The organism is Campylobacter lari subsp. concheus, assembly GCF_008245025.1.
Classification (GTDB): domain Bacteria; phylum Campylobacterota; class Campylobacteria; order Campylobacterales; family Campylobacteraceae; genus Campylobacter_D; species Campylobacter_D concheus.
The window spans coordinates 534,589-549,743 of sequence record NZ_CP043426.1; the positions used below are offsets into that span (position 1 = coordinate 534,589).

The window sequence follows — 15,155 nt, forward strand, 5'->3', positions numbered from 1 at the left end:
TATAAAAGGAAAAAACATGCAAATAAATCAAAAAATTCATAAACTTATAATCTTTTTAGCCTTTATGTTTGCTATAAATGCACAAGCTCTTAGCGAAGGAAAAGAATACATTACTTTAAAAACACCTATCCCAAATGCACAAAATTCTCTAATAGAGGTGTTTTCTTATCGTTGCATTCATTGTTACACCCATCATCAATTTCACACTTTAGCAAAGGTTAAAGAGGCTTTGCCAAATTTAAAATATGATCTTTTTTCAGTAAGTTCTATGAGTGAGTATGGTGGGGCTTTAAATGAGATGTTTGCTTTAGCTTCTTTTAAAGAAAAAACCTTAGGTTTAGATGTTGCTAGTGAAAAAAGTCTTACCCATAAGCTTGCTGATGTGTATTTTGTAAGTCATTTTGAGCAAAAGTTAAATTTAAATAATCTTGATTTGTTTTATAAAATAGGTTTAAATGCTATTGGTGCTAGCAAAGAAGAATTGCAAAAATTTTTACAAACTAAAGAAGCTAAAGAACTTTTAGCTACTTATGATGTGGCTAATGAAATTTCAAGAAATTATGGCACACCTGCTTTTGTAGTAAATGGTAAATATCAAATCAACCCCGAATACATTACTTCTTTAGAAGAACTAATCCGTATAGTTAAAGAACTTTCAGTCAAATAATGCCTTTATTTTAAAGGTGTTATTGATCTTATAAAGGATAAGCATGAAAATTAAAAAAATTATCAGCTTAAGCTTACTAGCTAGTGTGGTTTTGGCGCCAAATTTAGCTTTAGCTGTAGGTGGAGCAAGTGGGGCTAAGATAGACTATCAAGTACAAGGACAAATTGGAGCTATAAAGCTTAATCCTTATGGTTTATCCCCGCTTAGTGCTGTGATTGTAGATGGAGGATATAGATTAAGCGATGTGAGTGTGACTATAGTTCCAAAGCCAAATGGACAAACCATATCTTATAAGGTAAGTTCTAATAAAATTAAAACTTATGGAGGAATTCCTATTTTTGGACTTTATCCATCGTATTTAAACACAGTAAAAGTAAGCTATACTAAAAGTGCTTTTGGAAAAAGTGAAAAAGTAATAGATGAGGTATATAAAATAGCAACAGGTGGGGTAAATATAGAGCCAAGTGGAAGTCTTATGCAAAGAGGTGTGCCTTTTGAAAAAGTGGAAGTATTTAAAGTAGATAAAGAATTTGAAGATAGATTGTATCTAGTAAATAATACTCCAGGAAAATATAGTGCAAAAAGCTCTCAAGCTATATGGAATAATCCAAGTGGTGGTGCTTTAGAATGGGATGAGGCTTCTAATGCCTTCATTGTCGATACAAAGGGTGAAATTCGTTGGTATTTAGATAATGATAAACTAATGGATAAAAACAATATTTATAATCGTGGTATCATGATGGGCTTTAGACAAAACTCAGATGGGGCGTTAAGCTTTGGATTTGGTCAAAGATATGTAAAATATGATTTAATGGGTAGAGAAATTTTTAACCGTCTTTTACCTTTTTCTTATATAGATTTTTCTCATTCTATGAGTCAAATGCCAAATGGAAATTATCTTTTAAGAGCGGCTTTGGCTAATGTTAAGCGTCCTGATGGTAAAAATGTACGTTCAGTGCGGGATGTGATAATAGAAGTTGATAAAAATGGTAATGTAGTAGATGAGTGGAGGCTTTTTGAAATTTTAGATCCATATAGAGCTAATATTATCAAAGTTTTAGATCAAGGTGCAGTTTGTTTAAATGTGGATGTTTCAAAAGCGGGTAAAACTCTAAGCAATGAAGAATTAGCTAAAATGGATACAAGTGAAATTTTTGGAGATATAGCAGGAACTGGAGTAGGGCGTAACTGGGCTCATGTAAATAGCGTAGATTATGATCCAAGCGATGATAGCATTATTATTTCAAGTCGCCATCAAAGTGCTATTATAAAAATTGGCCGTGATAAAAAAGTAAAATGGATATTAGGAGCACATAAGGGCTGGGGAGAAAAATATAAAAAAGCACTTTTACAACCTATTGATAAAAATGGAAAAAATATAATTTGTGAAGATGATTATAGTAAATGTCCTGGTTATAAAAATAAGGAAGGTGGTTTTGATTTTACATGGACACAGCACACTGCTTTTAGAATAGATGAAAAATCTAATAAAAGATATATTTACATTACAGCTTTTGACAATGGCGACGCAAGAGCTATAACACAACCTGCTTTTGCTTCGATGAAATATTCAAGAGCGGTTGTATATAAAATAGATCAAAAAAATAAAACCGTAGAACAAATTTGGGAATATGGTAAACAAAGAGGCAATAAATGGTTTTCGCCTATTACTTCTTTAGTTGAGTATTATAAAGATAAGAATTCGATTATGGTTTATAGCGCTAGCGCTGGCATGGCTTTTGATTTAAGTAAGGGTATTGCTATAGGAGAGCCAAAACCTGAAATAGATGAGTTTAAATGGGGAGCTAAAGAGCCTTCAGTGCAAATTCGCTTTAGTGGAGCAAGTGTTGGTTATCAGGCTATGCCTATTGATTTAGAAAAAGCATTTAAATAAAAAAGGGCTTTATAAAATAAGCCCTTTAATTTTATAAATATCCTGCGCCTAAAGCTAAGAAATAACCTACTATACAAGAAACAATTACACCAATTAAACCTGGTAAGATAAAGCTGTGGTTGATAACAAATTTACCTATTTTTGTAGTGCCTGATCTATCAAATTGTATAGTTGCAAGATCGCTTGGGTAGGTTGGTAAAATATAATATCCATAACAAGCTGCTGCAAAAGCAATGATAATGCCTGGCTCAACGCCAATTCCTAATGCAAGTGGCACAAAAGCTGCAATTGCTGCTGCTTGAGAATTAACAAATTTAGAAATTAATAAAAGCATAACTGCATAAGTCCAAGGGTGTTCTATAACAATATTTCCTAAAGATTCTTTCATCATAGGAGTGTGAACTGCAAACATAGTATCTGCCATCCAAGAAATTCCAAAAACAGCTACTAAAGCTATCATACCTGATTTAAAAATTTCATTTTTTGCAATTTTGCTTGCATCAAGCTTGGTAAAGATGATGAGTGCTGCACCTGCTAAAAGCATAAACATTTGAATGGTTGCAACCATATTCATAGGTTTAGTAACACCTTTTGAGGTAAATTGTGGTCTAAGTTCTGGGAAGGCTCCAAGTATAGCTACTATTGCAATAGCACCTAAGAAAATCCACATAGCTACCCATTGAATAGTTGGAAGTTGTTGGCCAAGAAGTGTTTTGCTATCGCCATAGATGTATTCTCTTTGCTCTGGATCTTTAATTCTAGCTTGAAATTCTTCATCTTTGTCAAGATCTTTTCCTCTAAACCAAGAAAAAATTCCTATAGCTAAAACACCCACTAAAGTAGAAGGTATAGTAATAGCAAGTAAATCTACATAGCCATCAAATCCCGCTAAAGGATGTTTGTTGATTTCTGGATTTAAAAGCAATGCAGTTAAACTTACAACAGCAACTGAAACAGGGCTTGCTATAATACCAAGTTGAGAAGAAATGCTAGAAGCAGCCATTGGTCTTTCTGGGCGTATGCCGTTTTTAATAGCAATGTCATAAATAATAGGCATCATAGTATAAACAACATGTCCGGTTCCACAAAGTATAGTTAAAAAGCAAGTTACAAAAGGAGCTAAGATAGTTAAAAATTTAGGATTTTTTCTTAAAACTCTTTCTGCAATTTGCAACATTACATCCAAACCACCACTAGCTTGTAAAGTTGCACTAGCAACAACAACAGCTAAGATAGTAAGCATAACATCAATAGAAGGTTTTCCAGGCGCTACAGCAAAACCAAAACTTAAAACTAATAAACCTATACCGCCTAATAAACCTAGAGCGATACCGCCTTTTTTTGCCCCATAAAAAAGACAAATGAGAACTACGGCTAGTTGGATACTAAATTGAGTGCCTTCGCTAAGGCTAGTTAGTATTTCCATACTCTCTCCTTGTTTTTAAAATATGCGAGAGTATAGTGTAAGTTTTATTAATAGTAAATAAAATTTTTTATTATTTAAATAAATATTTACCAATATTTTGAATTTGTTTGTCAAAATATTGGTTTTTTCTGTTTATTGGTAATTTTTTAAGATAGCAAAAAGAATTTTACTGATTTTTTCAATAGAAGCTATTTCGCATTTTTCATCTGTTGAGTGAGGGCTATGGATATTTGGGCCTATGGAACAACATTCTAGCGGTTGCTTTTCACTTATAATACCACATTCTAAACCAGCGTGTATAGTATAAAGCTTGGCGTTTGGATTTTCCTTTTTTAAATAACTTAGAATTTCTTCCCCAAAATTAGTATCTTTATTGGCCCAAGGCGGATAAAAATTTGCACTTGAAACTTCACAATTTTGCATTTTAAAATAAGTTAAGGTTTCAAATTCTATATTTTTAAGTTCTTGCAAATCATTTGATCTTGCAAAAAGTTCAAAATGAAATTTACCTTCTTTTTCATAAGCTAACGAAAGATTGATGCTTGTTTGGACTAAATTCAATTGATGATTAAAGGTTCTAACACCTTGTGCAAAAGCATTGATAAGATTTAAAATGATTTGAGAATTTTTATAATATGTTCTTTTGATTTTACCTATATAATTTACCTTAAAATGACTATTTTCTTTTGGAGGATTTTTAAAAAATGCTATGACTTTAGCATGTTTTGGTATAGAGTTGATTCTCTCGCCCGCGTTAAACTCGCAAAGTTCACCTTGGTTTTGAGTGATAAAACAACTTACTTCTTTAATAGAAGATTTAATATTTTTAACAATATCAATCCCTGAATGCCCACCTTTAAAATTAATTGCTTCTATTTCATAGCATTTACCTTCTTTTTCGCCTATTTCTAAATTTAAACTAGCAAAAATATCCACACCACCAGCACAACCTATAACAACTTCATCATCACTCTCATGGTCTAAATTTAACAGTTTGTTTGAAATTAAAATATGTGTAAGATTGTTTGCTCCACAAAGGCCAACTTCCTCATCATTGGTAAAAAGACATTCTATATTTTCAAAGTCTTTTAAAGCTTGCATCATTAATGACACCCCTATGCCATTATCTGCACCCAAACTTGAGTTTTTAGCTTTTAAATATCCATTTTCTTTATACATTTGTATATTTGGAGCCTCTCCCATGCAGACCATATCATAATGACTTTGTAAACAAATTTTAGGTTTTCCTTTATATGCATGGATATTACCTGCTTTATCAACGTTTACTTGGCAGTTTTGACTTTTAGCAAAATCAATAAGAAAATTTTTTAATTCTTCGGTTTTAAAACTACAATGAGGTATTTGAGTAATTTGTTTAAAATTTTGTATAATTTCTTGCATAAAATCTCCTTTTTGTTGTAATTATGGCATATTTTTATATAGATGAGGTTTAAATGAAATTTTCTAAAAAGCAAATTAAATTATTAATAACTTTACTAAAAGATCCAAAGAAATTTTTAATTGTACTTTTTTTATTTGCTTTTGCTTGTATTTTAAACTATGATGGTGGCTCACATATCAATGCTAAAGTAAGTCGTGTGATAGATGGAGACACTATTGAGGCTAAATTTGAAGATGAAGAACTTAAAATTAGACTTTTTGGTATAGATGCGCCTGAAAGTGATCAAGCTTATGGAAAAATGGCTACACAATTTTTAAATGCAATTGTGTTAAACAAAGAAGTGGTTTTGAATGTAAAAGACGAGGATAAATATGGTAGAATTTTAGCTATTATGTATTTAAATGATAAAGATATCAATCAAGTTATGGTTAAAAATGGTTTTGCTTGGGCTTATGAGCATTATAGTGATTTATATGTAAATGAGCAAAATTATGCCAAAGAAAATAAAAAAGGCTTATGGGTAGATGAAAATCCTATAGAACCTTACAAATGGCGTAAACAAATAAGATTAAAATAGGAAAAGAGATGTTTAAAAAAATATTTTTTATTGGGTTTTTAGCATTATTTTTTAGTGGTTGCTTTGTAAATGAAAGAGGAATTTCAAACCGCTTTTATGATGATTGCAAAGAATATTACGATGCAAGCGGGACTTACCATAAAGAATGCCCAAAGAATTGGGTGGATTTGCCTTTAACTCCCGATTCCTTTTAAAACAGCATTTAATTCTTCTGGAGTGGCATCTTGCTTAGAGGTTTCTTGTTGGTTTTGACTGCTGGAGCTTGTGCTTTGACTTTGCTTTAATTTAAATATATGATCATCTGTGGTAATTACTTGAAAAGATGCATCAAAAATTTTTATCTCATTTACAAAGCCAACTACTTTAACCTCTCTTTTTCTTGAGTCATCGCTAAATAGGGCGCTTGCTTCAAGATTTAGAATATCTCCAACTTTTAAAGGCGCATAAAAAAAACTTCTTGAGCCTATTAAGACGCTAAATTCTTTATTAATTGCAGCTTGAGCTATATAATTTGCTGCGTTAAATACAAAACCACTATGCACTAATCCTAATTCATCTACTGCCATATCATGGGTTGTGATTAGGATACCTTTAGCAAAATTTTTTTCTATATGCGAAATGCTTCCTGCTAAAGCATTATTTATCCCTGGACAAGTGATAAGTTCTGATTTAATACGATTTAATTCTTCAGGGTCTATTAGCTCTTCTATAGTAACAGCACTTACTGTTCTTGCCATTTTTACACCTTTAATTTAACATAAACTCTTTTTGGTGCTTCATAGCCTTCACAAGTTAAATTTGAGTCATTTTTATCTAAAAATTGATCTAAAGAATAAGAATCAATCCATTGTGTTTTTCTTTGTTCTTCAAAATCAGTTTGCTTAGTTGCTATAACTTCAAATTCACTAAATCCAGCTCTATAACACCAATTTCTTAAACCCAATATCGACGGAATGAAAAAAATATTTGGTATTTTTGAATAAGTTTTTTGAGGAATAAGTGCAATTTCTCTTTCATCTTCTATATACATAGTATCTAAAAAGACTATGCCGTCTTTATTTAAAGATTGCTTGAGTTGTTTTAGCATGGCTATAGGATCACTACGATGATAAATTACACCAAGACAAAAAATCACATCAAATTTTACGCCATAATTTGGTACATCAGCCACACCCAAAAGCTCATATTGTATAGGAGTTTTTGCAATAGAGTTTAAAAGTAAAAATTGCAAATAATACTTAATAGAAGGATCAAAACCTATGAGTTTTGAAGGATTAAATTCAAGCATTTTAAACATATAGTAACCATTATTACAGCCAATATCCGCAACCACTTTACCTTTGATTTCTTGCATATAAGGCTTTAATATATTAAATTTAATAAAACTTTGCCACTCTGTATCTATGAACAAATTATTGATTTTAAAAGGTCCTTTACGCCAAGGTTTTAATTCTAAGGCAATGTCTTTAATCTTATTATCTAAGCTTTTATCGCAAAAAATATCAAAACTTTCGTTTATAAGATAATTTGAGTTTTGAATTTTTGTGCTAAGTTTTTGAATTTTTTCATATAAAGGATGTTTTAAAACTTGCTTTAATAAAGCATTATTGTGCATATTTTTCCTTAAAAAACTCCCTTATTTGGGAGTTTTTATTATTGAAGTAGGCTTGCTAATTTAGTTTGTAGCATTACATTTGAGTGAGCATTTGCAAACAAAAACGCATTTTCTTTTAGGTAATTTGTATTAAAATCATTGATATTTTGTGCTAAGTCATTATTTTGTAATTTACTTTCAGCTTCTTTAGTGTTAATGCTAGTTTGTAAAGATGAGTTGATGTTAGAATGGATAGCATTGATCCCAGCACCAATATCTGCGCGTAAAGAACCTACTTGATCTTGGAAATCGCGAATTCCATTTTGGTTTTCAAGGCTTAAGTTTGCTGTGCTTGGTTGATTTAAATTAATGCTTTCAACCCCAGATCCAACAACAAAATCCATACTTTGGAATACATTTTTTCCATTAAAAGTCGCATTTGAAAATGCATCATTGATTGAACTTATAAGTTTATTTGCTTCAGTATTTAACATGCTTTTTTGTCTATCATTTAATGCAGCATTATTTGAGCGTACTGAAAGTTCGTTAAGTCTATCTGCAGTAGCTGAGATGTTATTTAATGTTGAATCAGCAATTTGTAAAACACCTACTGAATCATAAGCATTTAAAATACCTTGATCTATGGTGCTATACTGACTTCTTAAAGAGTCAGCTATGGCTAAATTTGCTCCATCGCTCCCATCTATAGCACGCATTGCGGCTATATTTTCTAAAGCTTTTTCTTGGCTTTTTTGCGCTTGATTTAAGTAATGGTTTTGTTGAGTTGTTCCTATATCGCCTATTTTCATCTTTGACTCCTTTTAAAGACTTGTTTTATTATATCATTTTTTTGTTTTAAAATTTAAAAAAAATAAAATTACTTGTGATAACATGATAATTTTCATCACAACTTCACTCGCACCATGAATTTTTATAAATTCTTGAGTCTTAGTTGCTTCTTCTCCTAAACTTTGTACTTCTAAAACATAAGCAGTGAAGTAAAATACAAAAAGCAAACTTAGTGCCAAAATGATTAAAGAAAGCATGAATTTTGAAAAATTTATTTTAAAAGTTAAATTTTTATCCTTAAATGAGAAAATTTCCATTAAAATAGATAAAACACCCACACCTAGCAAAACATAACCAAATTGTACAAAAATGTGTGTCATTAAAAGTCCGCTTTGAAAATGAGTTAAAACTCCTTCGCCTATGAATTTAGCAGGATAAAATATAGTCGGAGCTAAAAATACACCTATGCTAATTTCAATCCCAATTAAACTTGCTAGTAAAAATAAATATATTGATTTCATTATTTTCTCCTATAAAAAGATAATTATAGTCTAATTTTTTAAATTCCATGCAACAAAGGCTCTATCAAATCCATTATAATCTTGATAAAAAGTAGCTTTAAAATCGTTTTCTTCTAAAATTTTATTTAAAATTACTTTTTGATCATAACCAAACTCACATGCTAAGACTTTTGTGTTATGATTTTTGGCAAAAAGGATAATTTCATATAAAATTTCCCAACCTTTATCCCCGCCAAATAAAGCATTATGCGGTTCATTTTGCACCCATTTATCTAAAGGATAGTCATTTTTAATATAAGGTGGATTGGAAAAAATAAAGTCAAAATTTCCTTGCATATTTTTAAAATCACAAAGTTGAAAATCAATCAAATTTGAAACATTATGAAAATCTGCATTTTTTTTAGCAAGTTCCAATGCTTTTGGATTAATATCGCAAGCTTGTATAAAAATTTGCTTTAACTTTGCTAGGCAAATGCTTAAAATTCCACTTCCAAAGCCGATCTCAAGTATATTTTTAAAAGAGTTATAATCTAAAATTTCTAAGCATCTTTCAAGTAATATTTCACTATCAAAACGTGGTATTAAAACACCTTTTTCAATAAAAAAATCCAAACCATAAAACTGCGTTTTTTGAAATAAATATTCAAAAGGCTCGCCATTTAAAAACCTATCTACATATTCTAAAAAAACTTTTTCATCGATTTGAAATTCAGGATTTAAAAAAATCCAAGCCCTATCTTTTTGCAAAAGCTCACAAAGAATAAAAAGTATATATTCTTTGTGAGTAGGATCTTTTGTGTAAGCTTGCTTTAAAGCCTGTTTGATTGAAATCATTGCAAAGCTTTGATTCTATCATAAATACAAGGATGGCTTAGATGAAAGAAAGTGTAAATTTTACTTGTTTTAACAAAGGCTTTATTCTCTTTTGCTAAAGCTATGAGAGCATTTTTCATATCTTCTTTAGAGCTTAGTTTTGCTCCATGTAAGTCAGCGTTAAATTCATTTTTTTGACTCATTTTATTAAGTAGTGGAGAGATAATAAAAGTAAAAATATTTCCAAAAATCAATAAAAGCGCAAAAACTCCAGCATTTACTCCATCTAAGTGACTTTCAATATAAAAAAAGCTTGGCAAATGAGCAAAGATAAAAAATAAAGCAAAAAGCATCAAAGCACTAGAAAATAGCATTTTTAGTAAATCTTTATGCACAAAATGTCCTAACTCATGACCTAAAACAGCGATGAGCTCTTTTTCTTTTAAAGCATTTAAAAGCGTGTCAAAAAGCACTACTCTTTTACTTTTAAATAAACCACCAAAATAAGCATTTAATCTTTTATCCCTTTTGCTTGCATCAATAACATAAACACCATTTGCACTAAAGCCACATTTTTGCATTAAATTGGTGATTTTTTCTAATAAATTTTCATCTTCGAGTTTTTTCATTTTATTAAACATGGGTGCAATAAGTGTAGGATATATAAGATTTATAATAAGTATGATTATAAAGCTTAAAGCAAAAGCTACGATCCACCAGTATGTGCTAAAAAATTCAAAGCAAAATACTAAAACATAGATGATTAAAAAGCCAAAAATAAGCATTAGGACTAAAGATTTGATACTATCTTTAACAAAAAGTGCTAAAGTCATATTTGAAAAGCCGTGTTTTTTATCTTTTACAAAGCTTTCATAATAACTAAGTGGTAAATTTAAAATACTAATAATCAATAAAAATGCAAGTAAAAATAAAGTATTTTCCAAAGTAGAATTTTCTTTTATAAAATTTTCTTTTAAATATAAAAAGCCAAAGCTAATCCAAGAAATATTAATTATTAGATTATAAAGATTTGAAAAGATTTTGTATTTTTCATTTTCTATAGCGATATTTGCAGTATTTTTATAATCATGCTCATTTAAAATAATTGCTTGTTTTTCTCTTTCTTTTTTTAAAAAAGAAATTTGCATATAAGATATAAAAACCAAAAAAGCTGTATAAATACATAAAATAGATATTAAAGTCATAATTTTTCCTTAAATAAATTTGAGTAATTTTATCTTATTTAAAATATATAAAGTTAATCAGTACTTTCACTTTTTTCTAAAACCTCAAAATAAGCTTCTTCTAAAATACTAAGTTCATTTTCTAAGGAATTTAGTTTTTCATAAAGGGTATTTATACCTAGTTCTTGATAGATTGCAGGATTGCTTAGAGCATTTTTAATTTCTTTGATTTCTTCTTCTAATTTATGAATTTTATCAGGATATGAGTTTAAAATTTCATTTTCTTTATAGCTTAGTTTTTTACTTGATTTTTCTTTTGTTTTTACACTTGTTGTGGTGTTTGTTTCTAAACTTTTGGAAAATTCTTCAAAGTCTTTGTATTCTTTTTCATTTTCTAAATATTCGCTGTAAGAAAGAACTTCTATATTAATATTTGCATTATCTTCAAAAGCATAAAGTTTAGTTGCTATTTTATCAACAAAATATCTATCATGTGATACAAGCAAAATCGCACCTTCAAAAGAAAGTAAATATTCTTCTAAGATATTTATTGTAGCTATATCTAAATCATTTGTTGGTTCATCTAAGACTAATACATCATATTCTTTAGTAAAAAGCAAAGCTAATGCAACTCTATTTTTCTCACCCCCGCTTAACACACTCACACTTTGTTCTAAAAATTCTTTTGGAAATAAAAATTGTTTTAAATATCCATAAACATGCATATTTTTACCACGCACTTGAATGTGATCACCGCCATTTGGGCAAAAAATTTCTAAAAGTTTTTTATCAGTATTGAGTAAGCTTCTACTTTGATCAAAATAGCCTATTTTAACTTCACCTCTTTTAATTTCCCCGCTATCAAGCGGAATTTGATCAAGTAAAATTTTTAAAAAAGTAGATTTACCACAGCCATTTTTACCTACTATGGCTATGCGTTCACCTTGTAAAATTCGCGCATTAAAGTCTTTAAAAAGTGTCTTGTTGGCGATAGATTTTGAGATATTTTTGAGTTCAAAAAGCATTTTTTTACGATTTTGACTTTGAGTTTGATTGAAATTTTTGCTCGCTCTTTTGATTTCAAGTTGTAAGCGTTTGATAGCTCCTGGATTTTTCTTAGCCTCTTCGCGCATTTTTAAAATGCGCTCTTTGCGTCCTTCGTTGCGTTTAAGTCTAGCTTTAACTCCTCTTCTTAGCCATTCTTCTTCACTTTTTAGTTGCTTGAGTAAGGTTTCATGGCTTTTAGCTAAGGAAGCTAAAATAGCTGCTTTTTTTTCTAGATATTGCGTATATCCACCCTCAAAAATGCTTAATTTTCCTGCTTCTATTTCTACGCATTTTTGTGCTATTGCATCGATAAAATACCTATCATGAGAGATGAAAATAACACACATTTTAGAAACTTTTAATCTTTCTTCTAAAAAGCTACTCATATATACATCTAGATGATTAGTTGGCTCATCAAGCAATAATATATCAGGATTTTTCAGCAAAAGCGTGCAAAGTCCTACGCGTCTTATTTCTCCTCCGCTTAAAGAGCAAAGTGCTCTGTCTTTATACTCTAATAGTTTAAACTCTTCTAGTATTCTTTGTATTTTTTGGTCTAAATTCCATGCGTCTTTTGAATCTATAAATAAACTTAATTCGTCTACTTTTTTTAAATATTCTTTATTTTCTGGATCAAAAGCTAGTTTTTCATTATAGTTTTCAAATTCTTTTAAGGCTTGGTAAATTTCTTCAAGTTCTTTTTTGATGGCTTCGCTCACACTTAAGCTGCTTTCAAAGCTTACTTGTTGGCTTAGCATGCCTATGCTAGCATTATTTTGTTTGATTACTCTACCACTATCTAGTTTTAAACTTCCTATAAGAGCTTTTAAAAAGCTTGATTTTCCTTCGCCATTTTTGCCTATAATGGCGATTTTTTCTCCTAAATTTGCACTAAAATTTGCATTTTCTAAAACTATTTTTGTATTAAATTTCTTATTTGCATCGATTAAATCTATTAAAGCCAAATTTCTTTCCCAAATGTTTTTTGCGATTTTACTTTAAAAAGTATTAATTTTGCTTAAATAAAATTACACTATGAGAGTGTTTGTTTTTTTTACTTTATTAGTTTTATTTTTTGCTTTGGCGAATTGGTATATTTATAAAAGATTTTTAAGTAGGGTTGATTTTTTAAAACCTTATGAGAAGTTTGTATTAGCTCTTGTTTTAATAGTTTTTGCATGTGAATTAATCTTTTTTGTAAATATGCGCGGGGATTTTTTGCATGAAAAGCTTTATTATATTTTAGCGATTTTTCCTACTATTACCTGCTTTTTCTTGTTTTTTGGAGTGGTTTTTGAAATTGGCTCATGGATTTTCTTTAACGAAAATAAAAAAGAGCAAATTTTTAGCCTTCAAAGAAGAAAGTTTTTAAAATTAATTTTTGATTCTTGGCTTATTATACTTAGCGTTAGTATGGTGTTTAAAGGCTTTGTAAATGCTATCAGCGCGCCTAAGGTTAATGAGGTAGATATTAAAATTAAAAATTTAAAAGAAGATTTAAACATAGCTTTGCTTTCTGATGTGCATTTAGGGAAAAATTTAGGTGAAGATTTTTTAAAAACCTTAATTGATGAGGTTAATGCTTTAAATGCTGATATAATCATCATAGCTGGGGATTTAATCGATGCAGATATAGCTAGTATGACTTATATTAATTTATTAGAAAATTTTAAATCAAAATATGGTACTTATTTTGTATATGGAAATCATGAGTATTATAATGATATAAATGCAATAAGTAAAAAGCTTAAAACGCTTAAAAATTTCAAAGTTTTAGAAGATGAAAGTATTGATTTTGGTGATTTTACTTTAAGTGGGACTTTGGATTTGGCTGCTAAGCGTTTGGGATTTAAAGAAAGCAATATAGAAAAAATCAAAACTCAAATCAATCAAGAAAAGGTTAATATTTTAATCACACATCAGCCAAAATATGTAAAAACTTATGATGTGAGCGGGTTTGATTTAATTCTATCAGGACATACACATGCAGGACAAATTTTCCCTTTTTCTTTGCTAGTATATTTAGAGCAAGGCTTTGTGTATGGACTTTATAAATTAAGCAAAGATAGCTTGCTTTATGTAAGTAGTGGAGCTGGATTTTGGGGGCCTGCTGTGAGATTTTTAGCTCCTAGTGAGATAGCTTTGATTAGATTAAAAGGAGAATGAGTGGGATTTAGCAATAGCGCTTCAAAAATGTTTGGAATCGTAGCAAAATATAAATTTCCAAAAATCATACAAAAAAATATTAATAAAGCTTATGTAAATGCTTTTAATATCAATATGAGTGAATTTAAGCCTTTAGAAGAATATGAGAGCTTAAATGCTTTATTTACAAGAACTTTGTTAAATGAGCGAGAATTAGAAGATGGCTTTGTAAGTCCAAGTGATGGTAAAATTTTAGAACTTGGAAGTAGTTTTCAAAATGATTTAAAAGAAAATTTAGCCTTTAGCATTAAAGGTTCAAGTTATAGCATAGAAGAGCTTTTGAAAAATTCAGCTAGTAAAGAAGAATTAGAAAATGGCATAGATTATGTAAATATTTATTTATCTCCAAAAGATTATCATCATTATCATGCACCTTGTAATATGCAAATTTTAAGTGCTACATATATGAGTGGGGCTTTATTTAGTGTGAGTGAGGCAAAATTAGCTAAGATTATAAACCTTTATACTAAAAATGAAAGAGTAGTTTTAAAGTGCTTAGTGGAAGGAAAATTTATACTTTGGATGGTATTTGTGGGTGCGCTAAATGTAGGTAAAATGCACTTTAATTTTGATACTAGCATACAAACTAATGCTGCAAATTTTGATTTTACTCATACTTATGAAGATCTTTTTGTAAAAAAAGGCCAAAGGCTTGGAAATTTTGAGCTAGGTTCGACTATAGTTTTAATCGCCCAAAAAGGATTTTTAAAATTTAGTAAAAATGCCTATGAACAAGTTGAATTTTCTAAGAAGATTGCGGATTTTGTTTAATCTCATCTTCATTGGCAACTTTATATAAAAAGGCAAAAATTTCAGCCACTGCTTTATACATATTAGGTGGGATTTCATCGCCTAAGTCGAGTTTACTAAGTACTTCTACTAAGTCTTTGTCTTCTTTTATGGGTATGCCATTTTCTTTAGCTAAAGAGATGATTTTAGCAGCGTTTTCACCTTTAGCATTAGCTAGAATTTTTGGTGCATTTTGATCTTCTTTGTTATAGCCTAGTGCAACGGCTTTTTTTATTTTTTTAGCCAT

Annotated in this window: 16 protein-coding genes; 6 read left to right on the plus strand and 10 right to left on the minus strand. The window is 29.8% G+C overall.

The window, feature by feature from the left end:
* Window positions 1–16: 16 nt before the first annotated feature.
* Window positions 17–667 (plus strand): thiol:disulfide interchange protein DsbA/DsbL, encoded by a 651-nt coding sequence (locus tag CLCT_RS02850; protein ID WP_149062192.1) that lies wholly within the window; start codon window positions 17–19, stop codon window positions 665–667.
* Between the two features lie 43 nt (window positions 668–710).
* A complete protein-coding gene (locus CLCT_RS02855) occupies window positions 711–2,561 on the plus strand; it encodes an aryl-sulfate sulfotransferase (protein WP_149062193.1) in 1,851 nt (616 codons plus the stop codon).
* A 31-nt stretch (window positions 2,562–2,592) separates the two neighbouring features.
* Here CLCT_RS02855 and CLCT_RS02860 read toward each other — a convergent pair whose 3' ends face one another.
* The gene (locus CLCT_RS02860) at window positions 2,593–3,987 is read right to left on the minus strand and encodes an anaerobic C4-dicarboxylate transporter (protein WP_039668209.1); all 1,395 of its coding nucleotides are present in this window, start codon (window positions 3,985–3,987) and stop codon (window positions 2,593–2,595) included.
* 132 nt (window positions 3,988–4,119) lie between these two features.
* The gene (locus tag CLCT_RS02865) at window positions 4,120–5,388 is read right to left on the minus strand and encodes a M20/M25/M40 family metallo-hydrolase (RefSeq protein ID WP_149062194.1); all 1,269 of its coding nucleotides are present in this window, start codon (window positions 5,386–5,388) and stop codon (window positions 4,120–4,122) included.
* A gap of 53 nt (window positions 5,389–5,441) precedes the next feature.
* Here CLCT_RS02865 and CLCT_RS02870 point away from each other — a divergent pair, with 53 nt between their 5' ends.
* Both CLCT_RS02870 and CLCT_RS02875 read left to right on the plus strand, forming a co-directional pair.
* Window positions 5,442–5,966 carry a thermonuclease family protein gene (locus tag CLCT_RS02870; protein ID WP_149062195.1) on the plus strand — a complete coding sequence of 175 codons (525 nt, stop codon included), beginning with the start codon at window positions 5,442–5,444 and terminating at the stop codon, window positions 5,964–5,966.
* 8 nt (window positions 5,967–5,974) lie between these two features.
* Window positions 5,975–6,160 (plus strand): hypothetical protein, encoded by a 186-nt coding sequence (locus CLCT_RS02875; protein WP_149062196.1) that lies wholly within the window; start codon window positions 5,975–5,977, stop codon window positions 6,158–6,160.
* Here CLCT_RS02875 and CLCT_RS02880 read toward each other — a convergent pair.
* From CLCT_RS02880 to CLCT_RS02910, 7 genes are read right to left on the minus strand one after another with little or no spacing between them, the layout of a single operon-like run.
* Window positions 6,140–6,703 (minus strand): hypothetical protein, encoded by a 564-nt coding sequence (locus CLCT_RS02880; protein WP_039668213.1) that lies wholly within the window; start codon window positions 6,701–6,703, stop codon window positions 6,140–6,142. The two genes, CLCT_RS02875 and CLCT_RS02880, sit on opposite strands and share 21 nt — an antisense overlap.
* A gap of 2 nt (window positions 6,704–6,705) precedes the next feature.
* The gene (gene cmoB / locus CLCT_RS02885; protein WP_149062197.1) at window positions 6,706–7,581 is read right to left on the minus strand and encodes a tRNA 5-methoxyuridine(34)/uridine 5-oxyacetic acid(34) synthase CmoB; all 876 of its coding nucleotides are present in this window, start codon (window positions 7,579–7,581) and stop codon (window positions 6,706–6,708) included.
* A 38-nt stretch (window positions 7,582–7,619) separates the two neighbouring features.
* Window positions 7,620–8,369: a flagellin gene (locus CLCT_RS02890; RefSeq protein ID WP_149062198.1), complete on the minus strand. Its 750-nt coding sequence runs from the start codon at window positions 8,367–8,369 to the stop codon at window positions 7,620–7,622.
* Window positions 8,370–8,402: 33 nt separating this feature from the next.
* On the minus strand, window positions 8,403–8,870 hold the full coding sequence (locus CLCT_RS02895) for a DUF4149 domain-containing protein (RefSeq protein WP_149062199.1): 468 nt from the start codon (window positions 8,868–8,870) through the stop codon (window positions 8,403–8,405).
* Window positions 8,871–8,900: 30 nt separating this feature from the next.
* Complete coding sequence (locus CLCT_RS02900) at window positions 8,901–9,701, minus strand: HemK/PrmC family methyltransferase (protein WP_170230444.1); 801 nt, start codon at window positions 9,699–9,701, stop codon at window positions 8,901–8,903.
* Window positions 9,701–10,888, minus strand: coding sequence for a M48 family metallopeptidase (locus CLCT_RS02905; protein ID WP_149062201.1), 1,188 nt, complete (start codon window positions 10,886–10,888; stop codon window positions 9,701–9,703). Before CLCT_RS02905 ends, CLCT_RS02900 begins: the two co-directional genes overlap by 1 nt.
* Window positions 10,889–10,941: 53 nt before the next feature.
* On the minus strand, window positions 10,942–12,879 hold the full coding sequence (locus CLCT_RS02910; RefSeq protein ID WP_149062202.1) for an ABC-F family ATP-binding cassette domain-containing protein: 1,938 nt from the start codon (window positions 12,877–12,879) through the stop codon (window positions 10,942–10,944).
* A gap of 70 nt (window positions 12,880–12,949) precedes the next feature.
* Here CLCT_RS02910 and CLCT_RS02915 point away from each other — a divergent pair, with 70 nt between their 5' ends.
* Both CLCT_RS02915 and CLCT_RS02920 read left to right on the plus strand, forming a co-directional pair.
* Complete coding sequence (locus CLCT_RS02915; protein ID WP_039668220.1) at window positions 12,950–14,080, plus strand: metallophosphoesterase; 1,131 nt, start codon at window positions 12,950–12,952, stop codon at window positions 14,078–14,080.
* Entirely contained in the window at window positions 14,081–14,890 is an 810-nt protein-coding gene (locus CLCT_RS02920) for a phosphatidylserine decarboxylase (protein ID WP_039668221.1), read from the plus strand.
* Here the strand turns inward: CLCT_RS02920 and CLCT_RS02925 are convergent.
* Entirely contained in the window at window positions 14,865–15,155 is a 291-nt protein-coding gene (locus CLCT_RS02925) for a FlhB-like flagellar biosynthesis protein (RefSeq protein WP_039668222.1), read from the minus strand. The genes CLCT_RS02920 and CLCT_RS02925 overlap by 26 nt on opposite strands.

Excerpts from the sequence above, each read along its gene's own strand:
- CLCT_RS02875 (WP_149062196.1), top strand. The coding sequence starts at position 5,975 with ATGTTTAAAAAAATATTTTTTATTGGGTTTTTAGCATTATTTTTTAGT.
- CLCT_RS02925 (WP_039668222.1), bottom strand. The coding sequence starts at position 15,155 with ATGGCTAAAAAAATAAAAAAAGCCGTTGCACTAGGCTATAACAAAGAA.
- CLCT_RS02905 (WP_149062201.1), bottom strand. The coding sequence starts at position 10,888 with ATGACTTTAATATCTATTTTATGTATTTATACAGCTTTTTTGGTTTTT.
- CLCT_RS02870 (WP_149062195.1), top strand. The coding sequence starts at position 5,442 with ATGAAATTTTCTAAAAAGCAAATTAAATTATTAATAACTTTACTAAAA.
- CLCT_RS02880 (WP_039668213.1), bottom strand. The coding sequence starts at position 6,703 with ATGGCAAGAACAGTAAGTGCTGTTACTATAGAAGAGCTAATAGACCCT.
- cmoB (WP_149062197.1), bottom strand. The coding sequence starts at position 7,581 with ATGCACAATAATGCTTTATTAAAGCAAGTTTTAAAACATCCTTTATAT.
- CLCT_RS02895 (WP_149062199.1), bottom strand. The coding sequence starts at position 8,870 with ATGAAATCAATATATTTATTTTTACTAGCAAGTTTAATTGGGATTGAA.
- CLCT_RS02890 (WP_149062198.1), bottom strand. The coding sequence starts at position 8,369 with ATGAAAATAGGCGATATAGGAACAACTCAACAAAACCATTACTTAAAT.
- CLCT_RS02860 (WP_039668209.1), bottom strand. The coding sequence starts at position 3,987 with ATGGAAATACTAACTAGCCTTAGCGAAGGCACTCAATTTAGTATCCAA.
- CLCT_RS02865 (WP_149062194.1), bottom strand. The coding sequence starts at position 5,388 with ATGCAAGAAATTATACAAAATTTTAAACAAATTACTCAAATACCTCAT.
- CLCT_RS02915 (WP_039668220.1), top strand. The coding sequence starts at position 12,950 with ATGAGAGTGTTTGTTTTTTTTACTTTATTAGTTTTATTTTTTGCTTTG.
- CLCT_RS02855 (WP_149062193.1), top strand. The coding sequence starts at position 711 with ATGAAAATTAAAAAAATTATCAGCTTAAGCTTACTAGCTAGTGTGGTT.
- CLCT_RS02850 (WP_149062192.1), top strand. The coding sequence starts at position 17 with ATGCAAATAAATCAAAAAATTCATAAACTTATAATCTTTTTAGCCTTT.